The organism is Enterococcus sp. BWT-B8 (assembly GCF_020567625.1).
Taxonomy (GTDB): domain Bacteria; phylum Bacillota; class Bacilli; order Lactobacillales; family Enterococcaceae; genus Enterococcus_L.
In genome coordinates this window covers 73,589-88,226 of record NZ_JAJDJV010000009.1, presented here as the reverse complement: position 1 = coordinate 88,226, position 14,638 = coordinate 73,589, and the positions used below count along the sequence as shown (strand labels likewise).

The window sequence follows — 14,638 nt, the reverse complement described above, 5'->3', positions numbered from 1 at the left end:
TGTCAAACAAGAAAGGGAGTGCCATTATCCTGTTATCAAGTATGGTAGGAATAATGGACATCGGACCTTCAAAATTAAAGCATTCAAATTATAAGTAAAAAATGAATGGTGTCAAAAAAGAAAGGGAGTACTATTTTATGTCAGAGCGTACAGTGTATTGTGGAGAAATAACAAAAGAATTTACAGGCAAGATGGTTGTCCTTAAAGGGTGGGTGCAAAAGCGTCGTGACCTTGGGGGCGTAATCTTTATTGATTTAAGAGATAGAGAAGGAGTTGTACAGGTCGTATTCAATCCTGAGGTTTCAAAAGAAGCATGGGAAATTGCTGACAAATGCCGAAGTGAATATGTAATTGAGATCACTGGTGAAGTCGTTTATCGTGATGATGAAGCAGTGAATCCTAAGATGGTAACCGGTGAATTTGAGGTAATGGCCTCAGATATTACTATTTTAAATAAAGCGAAAACTCCCCCCTTCCTAATTGAAGATGACAATAACGTCAGTGATGAAGTACGGATGAAGTATCGTTATCTTGATTTGCGACGTCCCGGGATGACTGAAAACTTCAAGCTGCGTCATCAGGTAACAAAATCTATCCGTCATTATCTGGATGATCATGCATTTATGGATGTAGAAACACCTTACTTGGGAAAATCATCTCCGGAAGGGGCAAGAGACTATCTGGTGCCTTCACGTGTACACGCCGGACATTTTTATGCATTGCCTCAATCACCGCAGATTTTCAAACAGCTGCTGATGGGTGCCGGATTTGACAGATATTATCAGATTGTTCGCTGTTTCCGTGATGAAGATTTGCGTGGAGACCGTCAGCCTGAGTTTACACAAGTCGATATTGAAACAACTTTCCTTACAGCAGAAGAAATTCAGACAATGACGGAAGAAATGCTGGCGAAAGTGATGAAGGAAGCGAAAGGTGTAGACCTGCCGCTGCCATTCCCTCGAATCACTTATGATGAAGCGATGGCTCGATACGGCAGTGACAAGCCGGATACTCGTTTTGAGATGGAACTGATTGATATTGCACCGGTGGTTAAAGATGTGGACTTTAAGGTTTTCCAAATGGCATTACAAAATGGTGGACAGGTAAAAGCGCTGAATGCAAAAGGTGCTGCAGATAAATATTCACGTAAAGATATGGATAACTTAGGTCAGTATGTAAGTCAATTCGGAGCAAAAGGCTTGGCTTGGCTGAAGGTTGAAGAAGATGGACTGAAAGGACCAATTGCGAAATTCCTGACAGATGTTACAGATGAATTAATTAAAGTAACTAATGCAGAAGTAGGGGATCTGCTGATGTTTGGTGCAGATACACCGGGAATTGTTGCTGCATCATTAGGTGCCATCCGCTCTCGAATGGGTAAAGAGCTTGGCTTGATTGATGAGTCTAAATATAACTTCCTTTGGGTCGTAGATTGGCCGTTGTTTGAATATGATGAAGAAGCGAAGCGTTATGTTTCTGCTCACCATCCATTCACTTTGCCGAGAGAAGAGCATATCGAGATGCTTTCAACGACTCCTGAAAAAGTTTATGCACAGGCATATGATGTTGTGCTGAATGGATATGAGCTTGGCGGAGGCTCCCTGCGTATTTATCAGCCGGAGCTGCAACAAACAATGTTTGAAACACTGGGGATGTCTGAAGAAACCATTCAAGAACAGTTTGGTTATTTATTGGATGCATTGTCTTATGGATTTCCGCCGCATGGAGGAATTGCTTTGGGGCTGGATCGTCTGGTTATGCTGCTTGCAGGTGAAGAAAATATTCGTGAGGTCATTGCTTTCCCTAAAAACGGAAAAGCAGCTGATCCGATGAATAATGCGCCAAGTACTGTATCAGATTTACAGTTGTTCGAATTGAATTTAGATGTAACAGCGATTGACGAATAGAAAAAGTCCGTCTATATAAAACCCTGTAAAATAAAACTTGAGGATAGGAAAATCGTTTGAAAACGGTCTTTCTGTCCTTTTTATTTCAGATTAATTTTTTTGAGGTATCTTTGCAGGAACAAAATTTTCCGTGAAATTATATGATTTTCAGTGTTTTATCATTACAGTAAAAAATAGTGTATAGTATAATGAAAACAGTCAAAATTAAAGTTAAAAAAAGAAAGGTTTTCTCTATGAAAAAGGCAATTGAAGGTATCCCAGTCAATGAATATACGACAAAACTCTCCGTTTCCATTGTTTATGCAATTTTAGCCTCTGTGGCAATGAACTTTTTTTATCAGCCCGGAAATATTTATTCCAGCGGGATCACAGGCTTGGCTCAAATCCTGACAACTTTATCGACAAGAGCTTTAGGTTTTCAAGTTCCGGTTTCTGTGTCACTCTTTGCGCTGAATATTCCCTTATTCTTTTTGGCCTGGAAAAAGATTGGCAGAAAATTTACAATTTTTACCTTTATTACGGTAGCGCTAACCTCTGTATTTATGCAGATTGTACCTGAAACAATCTTGTCAAATGATCCGATAATTTGCGCAATTTTTGGCGGGGCAGTAATGGGTTCAGGAATTGGCTTTGCATTGAAAAACGGACTTTCTTCTGGCGGATTGGATATTTTCAGCATAACTATCCGTAAAAGGACCGGTCGTTCAGTGGGGTCCATTTCAATTTATTTTAACGCACTGATTATTTTTGTCGCCGGTTATCTGTTTGGCTGGCAGTATATGTTTTACAGTGCGCTGTCCATTTTTGTCAGCGGGAAAGTAACAGATGCAGTTTACACGAAACAGAAAAAAATGCAGGTGATGATTATCACAAAAAATCCGGAAGTTGTCATCAGCGAGATTCAGAAAAAAATGCGTCGAGGAATTACGATCATTCATGAGGCTGAAGGAGCCTATACTCATGATAAGCAAACTGTACTGCTGACGGTGGTGACTCGTTTTGAACTGCCTGCGTTGGAAGGGGCTATGAAGAAAGCTGATCCTTCTGCCTTTGTCAGTATTTCGGATAATGTTAAGATCCTTGGTCGTTTTTATGAAGAAGAATTGTAAGCAGCCTTTTTGAGTTGTTTTTTCAGATAGTTTTCAGCGATTCCTGTACATTTCATCATAGGTTATTGATAAGGCTAGAAAAAGAAAACAATGCATGATTTTGAACACGACAAAAGCGTAGGAACATGTAAATGAAAAAAGTTGAAATAAAATAAAAATAGCCCTCCTGTCAAGTAAGGACGAAGTGAAAAAAGGAGACAGTTAATCGGAAGCAGCTCGGCAGAAAATATTCTGCTTCCGGCTGACTGTCTTTTTTTAGAAGAAACAAACTGGATACACAGTGTTTTTAATGCTTTGGTTGTCCGTTTTTGTAGTTAAAAAAAAGTTGCCAAACTCCTTCATAATGAAGATATAGAAGTTTTCGTATTTTTGCCATGGATTTTAAATACTTTTTCTTGAAAAGAACCAGTAAAACTGCTAAACTATTTCTATGAGGTAAAAAAAGTCTTTTTAACTGAAAAATGCAGAGGAAGGACTTCATCTATTTTTTTAGTGTTCATAGGTCGTTTTCAGTCTTACTTGGACATAATATGACCAACGGAGGAATCAATCATGCTGGAAGAATTGAAAATGATCGAAGCAGTTGCTCCGGATATGCTAGATGTAATGCAGCAAAGATATCATATTTTGCGCAGTATTTATTGGATGCAGCCGATTGGCAGAAAAAGTTTATCAGAGAGTATGGGACTGACAGAACGGGTTCTCCGAACTGAAACAGACATTCTGAAAAATCTGCAGCTGGTAAAAACATCCAAAAGTGGTATGACACTGACTGATAAAGGCTTGATGATTTATCAGGGACTTGAAAAGATGATGAATTTACTTTTCGGAATTCAGCAGGTCGAAATTGATATTGCACAGCTCTTTGGTATTCAGCGCTGTATTGTCGTCGCAGGAAACAGTGATAGTCAAAAAAAAATACTGGATGAATTTGGTTCGGTTTTAACTCACTCTTTGGATGTACTTTTACCTGAAGGAGACAATATCATTGCTGTAATGGGCGGTACGACAATGGCTCAGGCAGCAGAAAATATGGGTGTTCTTGAGAATGACAAACGACACAATTTGTTTGTTCCTGCAAGAGGCGGAATCGGTGAAGCATTAACTGCTCAGGCCAATTCGGTAAGTGCGGTGATGGCACATAAGACTGGCGGGCAGCATCGGGCGTTGTATATTCCGGAACAGCTTAGTAGGGAAACGTATGACTCCTTACTTCAGGAGCCATCCATACAGGAAGTGTTGGAGCTGATTAATCAGTCGAATGCGGTGGTTCACAGTATCGGGAGAGCACTGCATATGGCAGCCCGCAGAAAAATGTCTGATGAAGAGATGATTATGCTGAAACAGAAAAATGCTGTAGCAGAATCATTTGGTTATTTCTTTAATGAAAACGGCGAAGTAGTCTACAAGGTTCCAAGGATTGGCTTACAGCTGGAACATTTAAAGGGGATTCCATATATCGTTGCACTTGCTGGAGGAAAGACGAAGGCAAAAGCAATACGGGCATACATGAAAAATGCACCAAAACAAACGTGGCTCATTACAGATGAAGCTGCTGCAAACGAGATTTTAAAAGGGGAAACCCTTTAAAATAAAAAATTTTTGATTTTCATAAGGAGGAAATCTTTAATGACAGTTAAAGTAGGTATTAATGGATTTGGACGTATCGGACGCTTGGCATTCCGTCGTATCCAAGATGTGGCAGGAATTGAAGTAGTTGCAATCAACGACTTGACAGACGCTAAAATGTTGGCTCATTTATTAAAATATGATACAACTCAAGGTCGTTTCAACGGTACGGTTGAAGTGCATGAAGGTTCATTCAACGTAAACGGTAAAGAAGTTAAAGTTCTGGCTAACCGCAATCCTGAAGAATTACCATGGGGCGAATTAGGCGTAGACATCGTTTTAGAATGTACTGGTTTCTTCACTTCAAAAGAAAAAGCTGAATTACACTTAAAAGCTGGTGCAAAACGTGTTGTTATCTCTGCTCCTGGCGGAAACGATGTTCCAACAATCGTTTACAATACAAACCATGACATCTTAACTGGTAAAGAAACAGTTATCTCAGGTGCTTCTTGTACTACTAACTGTTTAGCTCCTATGGCTAAAGCATTACAAGATAACTTTGGTGTTGTTGAAGGTCTGATGACGACAATCCACGCTTACACTGGAGACCAAATGACTCTTGATGGACCTCACCCAGGTGGAGACTTCCGTCGTGCTCGTGCTGCAGCAGAAAACATTGTTCCTAATACAACTGGTGCTGCTAAAGCAATCGGTCTGGTTATTCCTGAATTAAACGGTAAATTAGACGGAGCTGCTCAACGTGTTCCTGTAGCAACTGGTTCATTAACAGAATTAGTTTCTATTCTTGACAAAGAAGTAACAGTAGAACAAGTTAATGCAGTAATGGAAAAAGCAGCAAACGAATCTTATGGTTACAACACTGACCAAATCGTTTCTTCTGATATCGTAGGTATGACTTACGGATCATTATTCGATGCTACTCAAACAAAAGTTATGACTGTTGGCGACAAACAATTAGTTAAAACTGTTGCTTGGTATGACAATGAAATGTCTTACACTGCACAATTAGTTCGTACTTTAGAATACTTTGCTAACTTATAATTAGGTTGTAAAAAGAAGTGTTTTGCTCTGAGAAGTAAGACGGAATGTCTAAAAAGTGTTTTTTAAATTTTTGAGATAGGTCAGCTTACTTTTGAAGAAACAGCTTTTTGAACACCGTTTATCATAAGTAAAGAAATTTCTGAGACTAGGTGCAATAATAAGCGGGGAAGCAACGCGCTTCCCCGCTTATCTTTTTATGAATTAACCCAACAATGGTAGAATAGAAAGCGACAGCAAAATTCATCAACCGAATTTTCTGCCGCAGTCAATAAGAAGTAGGAGGGAAAATTTACACATGGCTAAAAAAACAATTAAAGATGTGGATTTAAAAGACAAAAAAGTTCTTGTTCGTGTGGACTTCAACGTACCTTTGAAAGACGGTGTTATCACTAATGATAACCGTATCGTGGCTGCATTGCCTACAATTAAATACGTGATCGAAAATGGCGGAAAAGCAATTCTTTTCTCTCATTTAGGTCGTGTAAAAACAGAAGAAGACAAAGCCGGCAAATCATTAAAGCCTGTTGCTGAACGTCTTGGCGAATTATTGGGAAAGCCTGTGACTTTCGTTCCCGAAACTCGTGGTGCTGAATTAGAAGCAGCTGTCAACAATATGAAAGATGGAGATGTTTTAGTTTTTGAAAACACTCGTTTTGAGGATATTGACGGCAAAAAAGAAAGCGGAAATGATTCTGAACTAGGTAAATACTGGGCATCATTAGGTGATGTTTTTGTCAATGATGCATTTGGTACAGCCCACCGTGCGCATGCTTCAAACGTTGGAATTGCTTCAACTGGTATTCCAACTGTAGCTGGATTCCTGATGGAAAAAGAAATTCAATTCATCGGTGAAGCTGTTGAAGCGCCAAAACGCCCATTTGTGGCTATTCTCGGCGGAGCAAAAGTTTCAGATAAAATTGGTGTGATTGAAAATCTGATTGCGAAAGCGGATAAAATTTTGATCGGCGGCGGTATGACGTATACATTCTACAAAGCTAAAGGACTTGAAATTGGAAACTCATTAGTAGAAGAAGATAAAGTTGCCTTGGCTAAAGAATTAATCGAAAAAGCTGGTGATAAATTAATTTTACCGGTGGATTCAGTATGTGCAAAAGAATTTAGCAACGACGTAGAAACAATTGTTTCAGACGGTCAGGCTGTTCCAGAAGGATATATGGGATTGGATATTGGTCCTAAATCCATTGAACTATTTACAAAGGAATTGGCAGGAGCTAAAACTGTTGTATGGAATGGTCCTATGGGTGTATTTGAAATGAGCAACTTTGCCAAAGGAACAATTGGTGTTTGTGAAGCAATCGCCAACCTTGAAGATGCGACAACAATTATCGGTGGTGGAGACTCAGCAGCAGCAGCGATTCAATTAGGCTTTGCTGACAAATTTACACACATTTCAACAGGCGGCGGCGCAAGCTTGGAATTACTTGAAGGTAAAACATTACCAGGATTAGCTGCAATTAATGATAAGTAATAAAAGCTGAAAGAATCGGGTAATCCTCAAGCAAATTAGGAAATTTATTCAAGGATGCTTTTTGTCCTTGAAATGAATTTATCTATTTGTCGATAGGATTGATTCGGGAAGCTGGATAAAGAAAAGCGAAGCAGATTGGGTAACTTCAGAGTGATAAAGGAAAGCGGCATACTGATGTTTTCTGTCAGTATAGATGGTTTATCTTATCATCGAAGAAGTTGATCTGTACAGCTGGACAATAATAAAAGCTGAAAGAATCGGGTAATCCTCAAGCAAGGTACTATGCCTTGTCGACAGGCTTGATTTAGGAAGCTCAGATAAACAATAGAAAAGGAAGTGCTGTTCAATGCGTAAACCAATTATCGCTGGTAACTGGAAAATGAACAAAACGGCTAAAGAAGCAAAAGAATTTGCTGAAGCAGTGAAAACAAAAATCCCTGCAAATGATGCAGTTGATTCAGTAATCGGTTCTCCGGCTTTATTTTTACAGGAATTAGTTGAAGCTGCAAAAGGGACAGAATTAAAAATCTCAGGTCAAAATTGCTACTGGGAAAATGCAGGAGCATTTACAGGAGAAACATCTCCTCAAGCTTTAGCTGACTTAGGAGTTGACTATGTGATTATCGGTCACTCTGAGCGTCGCGAATATTTCCATGAAACAGATGAAGAAATCAATAAAAAAGCGAAAGCTATTTTCGCTAACGGCATGATTCCGATCTTTTGCTGTGGTGAATCTTTGGAAACCTATGAGGCAGGTAAAACTGCTGAATGGATTGAAGGACAAATTACTGCCGGCTTGGAAGGCTTAACAGATGGTCAAGTAAGCAATCTTGTTATTGCTTACGAACCAATCTGGGCAATTGGAACCGGTAAATCTGCTGATGCAAACATCGCTGACGAAATCTGTGGCGTAGTTCGTAAAACAGTTGAAAAATTATATGGTAAGGAAGTTTCTGACAGTGTGCGTATCCAATACGGCGGTTCAGTAAAACCTGAAAATATTGCTGAATATATGGCGAAAGAAAACGTTGACGGTGCTTTAGTCGGCGGAGCAAGTCTTGAAGCAGATTCATTCCTAGCTTTACTTGATGCTGTTAAATAAACTTCACTGAAAATTATTTATTATTTTGAAGGAAGTTTTGCCTTATTTGAAAAAATAGTAAAATTTCATTGCTTCCTTTTGTAAAATTCACTACAATCGTAATTAAGGGAATGAATCCCCTTAGTATAAAAAACAATTCAAAGGAGAGACAAAACATGTCAATTATTACTGATGTATATGCACGCGAAGTCCTTGACTCACGTGGTAACCCAACAATCGAAGTAGAAGTATACACTGAAAGCGGTGCGTTTGGACGCGGAATGGTTCCTTCAGGAGCTTCAACTGGTGAATATGAAGCGGTTGAATTACGTGACGGCGACAAATCTCGTTACTTAGGTAAAGGGGTTACTAAAGCAGTTGACAACGTAAACAACAGTATTGCTGAAGCAATCATTGGCTACGATGTTCGTGACCAAATGGCTATCGACAAAGCAATGATCGAATTAGACGGAACTCCTAACAAAGGTAAATTGGGTGCGAACGCTATCCTTGGTGTTTCTATCGCTGTAGCCCGTGCTGCTGCGGATTACCTTGAAGTACCTCTATACCACTACTTAGGCGGATTCAATACAAAAGTACTGCCAACTCCAATGATGAACATTATCAATGGCGGATCTCATGCTGACAACAGTATCGACTTCCAGGAATTCATGATTATGCCTGTAGGTGCTCCAACATTTAAAGAAGCTTTACGCTATGGTGCGGAAGTATTCCACGCTTTGGCAGCTATCTTGAAATCTAAAGGTTTGGCTACTTCAGTAGGTGATGAAGGTGGTTTCGCTCCTAACTTAGGTTCTAACGAAGAAGGTTTTGAAGTGATTATCGAAGCAATCGAAAAAGCCGGCTATGTTCCTGGTAAAGATATTGTTCTTGCTATGGATGCTGCTTCTTCAGAATTCTACGATAAAGAAAAAGGCGTTTACGTTTTAGCTGATTCTGGCGAAGGCGAAAAAACAACTGAAGAAATGATCAAATTCTACGAAGAATTATGTGCAAAATACCCAATCATCTCTATCGAAGATGGTTTAGATGAAAACGATTGGGACGGCTTCAAAAAATTAACTGAAGCTTTAGGCGATAAAGTTCAATTAGTTGGTGACGATTTATTCGTAACAAACACAACTAAATTAGCTGAAGGTATTGAAAAAGGAATTGCTAACTCAATCCTTATCAAAGTTAACCAAATCGGTACTTTGACTGAAACTTTTGAAGCAATCGAAATGGCTAAAGAAGCTGGCTACACTGCAGTAGTTTCTCACCGTTCAGGCGAAACAGAAGATTCTACAATCTCTGATATTGCTGTTGCAACAAATGCAGGACAAATCAAAACAGGTTCTCTTTCACGTACTGACCGTATTGCTAAATACAATCAATTATTACGTATCGAAGACCAATTGGGTGATGTTGCAGAATATAAAGGTCTTAAATCTTTCTACAACTTGAAGAATAAATAAGAAATCACTTGGTATAAAAGGATTCTTATGACTACTAGTTAAGTAATCTATTTTGAAAGTTATAGGTAGACCAATAGTTACGTACTATGTAAAAGAATGTATTGCTAACTTGAATTTGCTTCTAATTAGCAGTACTGGATATTTGACGTAGTACGAATTATAACCAATAATCATCATTAAACACTGTTTTTTCTCTGACTAAGAGAAAGGATGGTGTTTTTTGCTGTACACAGAAATGATAGGTAAGCGTCGGATAACGGTAAGCGAGAAATAAACCAACGCATATCAATTGAAAGAAACAATCTTTATACTAAGATTATCAAAGAAAGAGATTGTTTCTTCTGTTTTATATTCTCCGTGTTCTCCCTCCTCTCCGCTACTCTTTTTTCTCCTCTGTGAAACAATTCTTTCTCAATTTAAAGGAGTGAATAACCTATGTTCGTTGATTTTTCCCGAGTAGATACTTGTTATGTAGTTTGTGGCTATACGGACCTTCGCAAAGGAATTGACGGTCTTTCTGCGAGCGTTTCCGGAAAATTGGCACTCAATCTGTTTGAATCCTCTGTCTTTCTCTTTTGCGGAAGACGACCCGATCGTTTCAAAGCACTCTGGTTTGATGGCGAAGGCTTCTATTTACTTTATAAACGCTATGATCAGGGACGACTGGAGTGGCCACGTTCAACAGAAGAAGCTCAGAAGCTTTCTCCTCAGCAGATTGAGTGGTTGTTTCACGGCTTCTCCATTTATCAGAAAATTCGTCCTGCTAAAATTGGGATACTGACCTAAAAAAACGTTTCTTCTTTTCTCTCTCTATGATATAAATAAATAGTGGATCTAAGTTGATCATTTGTAACGAATATGGGGGATTTTATTGAGGGATTAATCTCTGAATGGTGCATAAATAATAGGTATTATCCAGTGTTAGATTACCTATTTGGAACAGATCGAGTGGGGTATTTCCAAGACTGGTGGGAAAAAAGTAAAGCCTATGTAATTGGTCAATATACAGGAGATGTGTTAAGTCTAGTTACTGGAGTAGCAGAAGTACTAGGAGGGGGATTAATTTTCAGTGTAGGATCAATCTTCAGTGTAGGGATGTCGCCATTTACAGGAGGAACAACACTAACTCTGATTCCGATATCTGTGGGTGTGTCAACTATGGTAGCTGGGCATGGAACATTATCTCTTGTATCAGCAGTTGGTAATTTAGGGAATGGACATAATTGGGATCCGGATATCAGCAATTTAAGTAGCAACATTGAAGAGCTTGTTGATCAAGTGCCAAGTGAGTATAAGAAAAATGGACAGTGTGATAAGTTTGCGGATGCATTAGAGGAATTACTGAAGGAAGCTGGAATAGATTATAAACGATTGAAAGTGAAAAGTGATGCAGGGATATTTTCTGATAAACAAGGGGAGTTAATTGGTAAAACAGGATATCATGATGCAATTAAAGTAGGTGATATGGTGTATGATAATTTAACTCTAAATGGAATGAACTACGATGAGTGGTTACTGGATCTAGGTATTGGCATAGTCGGAGGGATATCAGTAAATTGACTTAAGACAGAAGGAGATTTCATGATAATGTACTATATGAATATTGAAAAAACTATAATGAATATTAATTTAAGGCCGAAAATGTTTATAGAAAAAATGCGTATTGATAATCTTTATTTTCTCCTCACAGGTTATCTATTATGTGCACAAGGTACTGAAATAAATGAAGAAATTGATACAATATTTAGAAGGGAATTTAATAATTGGTCTATAAATTGGATACTAATAAATTTAGATAGAGATTTTAGCACAGAAGTTGGTCCGTGGTATTACCTTTTTCAAAAGTCTGCAAAAACAGAAGAGGAGGCTGTAGAAAATTTTTTTCAGGCTAGTAAAGAATTTTTTGATGAATATCATAAAGATAATTCGAAGACCTAATTTTTGATACTGTATTACAGAGATCTAGTATGATGTAAGATTGGGCCGGATGAGAGAGTTCTATTTCAGGAAATAGTTGACAAGGCGTATGCAGATGTATGGTTAGTTGAATAAGATAAATTGAAGGGAGTAAAGTAATGTATCGCAATGTTGAAAAATTAATAACTAGTGTTCAATTAAGACCCAAAATGTATATAGCTGAAATAAGGATTGATTATTTATATCATTTTTTATTAGGAAGAATAAGTGCCGTTATGAGAACAGATTTAATAGAAGATATTGATTTAGTATTTAAGCGTAATTTTAGCAGATGGACAGAAGAATGGATGTTAGAAAAATTTGGAAAAAAAAATATGATGAATTATTTTGGTATAAATGGTTTCAAAAAGCTGCTTAGACGGACAAAGAAGCTATGGAATTGTTTTTTGAAGCCAGTAAAGAATTTTTCGATGACTATCATAAAAATAATCCAGATATATAGTTTTTTCTAGTTTCATTTGTCAAATTAAGCTAGACACCACCTCATCATCCATATAACTCAAAAATACTTCCATGGGGGTTCGATAGTTCAGTGATTTCCTTGGAATATGATTCCTTTTTGAGGCAACCGATTGGACAAATGCCTCATCAACTTCATTGAAATCCATTTGCTTAGGAAGTCCATCCTTTCGAAGCAGCCCATTTGAGTGCTCATTCAGGCCGCGTTGAGAGGGAGTTCCTGGATCCGCAAAATAGATATCGATGTCTTGCTTATTAGAAATACTCTTCCAATTCGAAAACTCTTTTCCACAATCAAACGTAATTGATTTGAAGAGATTTTTAGGAAATGTGCTAAACCATTCGTTCAAAGTTGTTTCGATATCTTTGGCTTTATGTCCATTAGGTTTGAGTGTGACGATGGCTTTTGATTGGCGTTCAACTAGCGTAATGACAGCACGTTTATGATGAGCACCCACAATCGTATCACCTTCTAAATGGCCAAATTCTTTACAAAAATGAGGATATTCCTGTTCTCTTTCGTCAATCGTCCGTCTAAAGGCTTGTTTTCCACGTTTTTCCTTCTGACCATTAGGCTTTCGTTTTCCTTTCAACGGTAGGAAGGAACAATCAAAGAGGCCTTTTCTAAACATCCGATAGAGGGTTCGAATCGAGCAGTCAATTGGAAACTCACCACGACCAATCAGAACATCTGGCGTCCACCCTTGAGTTACTTTTGTCTGAATATAGTCTTTTTGTTCATCAGGTAAAACAATGGACCGACGACCACAACGGGATTTGTGCGCCTTGTATTGTTGGTAGTATTCGAGCGCAGTATGTCCAGCTGCTAGAAAATGATACACCTTATAGATGGTTTGACGAGCATGTCCTAAGCGTTTAGCAACTTGTGCAACAGGTTGCTGGGTATTGAAATAAGATTCTATTAAAACTAGTTCGTCTGTAGTAAGATGAGTATAGGTCATTTGTCTTCACTCCTTATAATTCTTTGGACGGAACTATTTTGAGTGTAGCACAAATGACTTATTTAGTTGTCTAGCTTAATTTTACTATCGGCGATACATAAAATGTACCCTGCAAAATCGCCCCAACGTTTTCTGTTCTCTGACGAGCCTAACTTTTTTATCCAATTGCCATCTAATTTTAGTTGTTCGCTCAATTTATGAAATGCTTTTAAATTGATCATAAACGTATTGTGATAGCTAGTTCGTAAATTATCTTTTTCATGCTTCTCTTCACGAGAAAAGTAATTCCAACTTACTCTCATATTAGAGTAGACCAATGCTGAATCTATGACCTCTTTCCACAACTCATGCAAGTATTCATCGTTACATTCCAGAATTTTAAAAATCGAATTGTAAATTTCCACTGCTTCATCAAAAGTCATGGAATCATTTTTTTGTAAATAAGCCTTGTGATCAAACATCTTTTTATCCCCTTTGCCCTTCAGATACTCTCAATTATATTATACTGCATATAGAAAGAAGAGGGGAACAAAGGAGTAAAAAAATACTAATTATAATCATTTTTAGCTGTCTTATAAAAATTCGTTAAAATAATCTTCAGCAAAATCACCATTGGTATTAAGTGCATAGTCTCGACCAATGGCTTCATAATCAACATAATTTCGTAAATGCTCTGGAACGATTATTAGTCCGTCATCAACTAAAACATACCCCAGTTTTTCCTCATCAGTTGAACCCTCATAAAGCTCATAAATAGTGAGCTCTTCACCTTCATGACTTGCAATTATTTGAACAACATCTTCGGGGTAGTTCATATATTCTTCTAAACGATCATACTTTTCTGCTAATGATTTTGGCGAATCATACTCTTCTACAGAAAAGGGAGCGTCATAATCGGTGATAAAGTATTCCTCATAAGGATAGCCAAACTCGTCTATAAATTCATTTCCAATATAAATTGCCTCATATGCTTCGTCTAAATCAGTTTGATCGAAGGGGAAATGTAGATACACGCCTAATAGAAAACCTTCGTTGTAGGCTTTCAAATTAGTTAAGTAAATTCAATACTCACTATCTCCACCAAATCGGTGTCCATTTGCTTCTAATATCATAGCTTCAGTTACTAACATTTCCATTCACCCCCCCCCTCCGCATTGTTAAGCGATTTAATACTAAGGTAATAGCTCGTCATCTGTAAGAACTATGCTTGGTATCCAAATTTTGAAGCCTTGCTCTGCATAAGTCTTTTCAGCACTTAATGAAAGACACTCTATAATTGAGGAATCACTATCACCAGCATGAATTGCTGCAAATAAATTATTCTCTTTTTCAATCACGTGAACAGTATTATCGCCTTGATTAATCCAAAAAACATCATTAAAACGTGGATAATTTGTATCGAAAATCATTGAATCACCTCCTTAAATTTTTGTTCTACTTTAAGTGTAAGTAATGCTAATTTCCAACGAAGTGTGATAGTCAGAAAATTCCATTGCATTCTTTTTACACTCCGTAATGGTCTAATTGCAAAGAACCAAATGACAATAA

The 14,638-nt window shown here is 37.9% G+C and carries 15 protein-coding genes; 11 read left to right on the top strand and 4 right to left on the bottom strand.

Annotated elements, in window-relative coordinates:
* The first annotated feature begins 137 nt into the window (after window positions 1-137).
* The 11 genes from aspS to LI951_RS09815 all read left to right on the top strand — a co-directional run bounded on the left by aspS (window position 138) and on the right by LI951_RS09815 (window position 12,121).
* Complete coding sequence (gene aspS, locus LI951_RS09865) at window positions 138-1,907, top strand: aspartate--tRNA ligase (protein WP_229442025.1); 1,770 nt, start codon at window positions 138-140, stop codon at window positions 1,905-1,907.
* A 233-nt stretch (window positions 1,908-2,140) separates the two neighbouring features.
* The gene (locus LI951_RS09860; RefSeq protein ID WP_202067987.1) at window positions 2,141-3,016 is read left to right on the top strand and encodes a YitT family protein; all 876 of its coding nucleotides are present in this window, start codon (window positions 2,141-2,143) and stop codon (window positions 3,014-3,016) included.
* Window positions 3,017-3,568: 552 nt separating this feature from the next.
* Window positions 3,569-4,606 carry a sugar-binding transcriptional regulator gene (locus tag LI951_RS09855; RefSeq protein ID WP_202067988.1) on the top strand — a complete coding sequence of 346 codons (1,038 nt, stop codon included), beginning with the start codon at window positions 3,569-3,571 and terminating at the stop codon, window positions 4,604-4,606.
* Window positions 4,607-4,645: 39 nt separating this feature from the next.
* Window positions 4,646-5,647 (top strand): type I glyceraldehyde-3-phosphate dehydrogenase, encoded by a 1,002-nt coding sequence (gene gap, locus LI951_RS09850; protein WP_229442024.1) that lies wholly within the window; start codon window positions 4,646-4,648, stop codon window positions 5,645-5,647.
* Window positions 5,648-5,942: 295 nt separating this feature from the next.
* Window positions 5,943-7,136, top strand: coding sequence for a phosphoglycerate kinase (locus LI951_RS09845; RefSeq protein WP_229442023.1), 1,194 nt, complete (start codon window positions 5,943-5,945; stop codon window positions 7,134-7,136).
* Window positions 7,137-7,482: 346 nt separating this feature from the next.
* Window positions 7,483-8,238 (top strand): triose-phosphate isomerase, encoded by a 756-nt coding sequence (gene tpiA / locus LI951_RS09840; RefSeq protein WP_229442022.1) that lies wholly within the window; start codon window positions 7,483-7,485, stop codon window positions 8,236-8,238.
* Window positions 8,239-8,393: 155 nt separating this feature from the next.
* Complete coding sequence (gene eno / locus LI951_RS09835; RefSeq protein WP_229442021.1) at window positions 8,394-9,692, top strand: phosphopyruvate hydratase; 1,299 nt, start codon at window positions 8,394-8,396, stop codon at window positions 9,690-9,692.
* A 435-nt stretch (window positions 9,693-10,127) separates the two neighbouring features.
* Window positions 10,128-10,478, top strand: a complete 351-nt coding sequence (gene tnpB / locus LI951_RS09830) for an IS66 family insertion sequence element accessory protein TnpB (RefSeq protein ID WP_229442020.1) — start codon at window positions 10,128-10,130, stop codon at window positions 10,476-10,478.
* A 132-nt stretch (window positions 10,479-10,610) separates the two neighbouring features.
* A complete protein-coding gene (locus LI951_RS15235; RefSeq protein ID WP_229442019.1) occupies window positions 10,611-11,252 on the top strand; it encodes a papain fold toxin domain-containing protein in 642 nt (213 codons plus the stop codon).
* A gap of 27 nt (window positions 11,253-11,279) precedes the next feature.
* A complete protein-coding gene (locus LI951_RS09820) occupies window positions 11,280-11,630 on the top strand; it encodes a hypothetical protein (protein WP_229442018.1) in 351 nt (116 codons plus the stop codon).
* A 137-nt stretch (window positions 11,631-11,767) separates the two neighbouring features.
* Entirely contained in the window at window positions 11,768-12,121 is a 354-nt protein-coding gene (locus LI951_RS09815; RefSeq protein WP_229442017.1) for a hypothetical protein, read from the top strand.
* Between the two features lie 9 nt (window positions 12,122-12,130).
* Here the strand turns inward: LI951_RS09815 and LI951_RS09810 are convergent, their stop codons facing one another.
* From LI951_RS09810 to LI951_RS09795, 4 genes are all read right to left on the bottom strand, one after another.
* Window positions 12,131-13,090, bottom strand: a complete 960-nt coding sequence (locus tag LI951_RS09810; RefSeq protein WP_229442016.1) for an IS30 family transposase — start codon at window positions 13,088-13,090, stop codon at window positions 12,131-12,133.
* A gap of 62 nt (window positions 13,091-13,152) precedes the next feature.
* Window positions 13,153-13,551, bottom strand: a complete 399-nt coding sequence (locus tag LI951_RS09805; RefSeq protein ID WP_229442015.1) for a hypothetical protein — start codon at window positions 13,549-13,551, stop codon at window positions 13,153-13,155.
* Between the two features lie 111 nt (window positions 13,552-13,662).
* On the bottom strand, window positions 13,663-14,151 hold the full coding sequence (locus tag LI951_RS09800) for an antirestriction protein ArdA (protein ID WP_324254784.1): 489 nt from the start codon (window positions 14,149-14,151) through the stop codon (window positions 13,663-13,665).
* 111 nt (window positions 14,152-14,262) lie between these two features.
* Complete coding sequence (locus LI951_RS09795) at window positions 14,263-14,499, bottom strand: hypothetical protein (RefSeq protein ID WP_229442013.1); 237 nt, start codon at window positions 14,497-14,499, stop codon at window positions 14,263-14,265.
* Window positions 14,500-14,638: the final 139 nt, after the last annotated feature.

What these genes read in the sequence shown, in the direction of transcription:
- aspS (WP_229442025.1), top strand. Translation starts at nt 138, where the DNA reads ATGTCAGAGCGTACAGTGTATTGTGGAGAAATAACAAAAGAATTTACA.
- LI951_RS09860 (WP_202067987.1), top strand. Translation starts at nt 2,141, where the DNA reads ATGAAAAAGGCAATTGAAGGTATCCCAGTCAATGAATATACGACAAAA.
- LI951_RS09855 (WP_202067988.1), top strand. Translation starts at nt 3,569, where the DNA reads ATGCTGGAAGAATTGAAAATGATCGAAGCAGTTGCTCCGGATATGCTA.
- gap (WP_229442024.1), top strand. Translation starts at nt 4,646, where the DNA reads ATGACAGTTAAAGTAGGTATTAATGGATTTGGACGTATCGGACGCTTG.
- LI951_RS09845 (WP_229442023.1), top strand. Translation starts at nt 5,943, where the DNA reads ATGGCTAAAAAAACAATTAAAGATGTGGATTTAAAAGACAAAAAAGTT.
- tpiA (WP_229442022.1), top strand. Translation starts at nt 7,483, where the DNA reads ATGCGTAAACCAATTATCGCTGGTAACTGGAAAATGAACAAAACGGCT.
- eno (WP_229442021.1), top strand. Translation starts at nt 8,394, where the DNA reads ATGTCAATTATTACTGATGTATATGCACGCGAAGTCCTTGACTCACGT.
- tnpB (WP_229442020.1), top strand. Translation starts at nt 10,128, where the DNA reads ATGTTCGTTGATTTTTCCCGAGTAGATACTTGTTATGTAGTTTGTGGC.
- LI951_RS09820 (WP_229442018.1), top strand. Translation starts at nt 11,280, where the DNA reads ATGTACTATATGAATATTGAAAAAACTATAATGAATATTAATTTAAGG.
- LI951_RS09815 (WP_229442017.1), top strand. Translation starts at nt 11,768, where the DNA reads ATGTATCGCAATGTTGAAAAATTAATAACTAGTGTTCAATTAAGACCC.
- LI951_RS09810 (WP_229442016.1), bottom strand. Translation starts at nt 13,090, where the DNA reads ATGACCTATACTCATCTTACTACAGACGAACTAGTTTTAATAGAATCT.
- LI951_RS09805 (WP_229442015.1), bottom strand. Translation starts at nt 13,551, where the DNA reads ATGTTTGATCACAAGGCTTATTTACAAAAAAATGATTCCATGACTTTT.
- LI951_RS09795 (WP_229442013.1), bottom strand. Translation starts at nt 14,499, where the DNA reads ATGATTTTCGATACAAATTATCCACGTTTTAATGATGTTTTTTGGATT.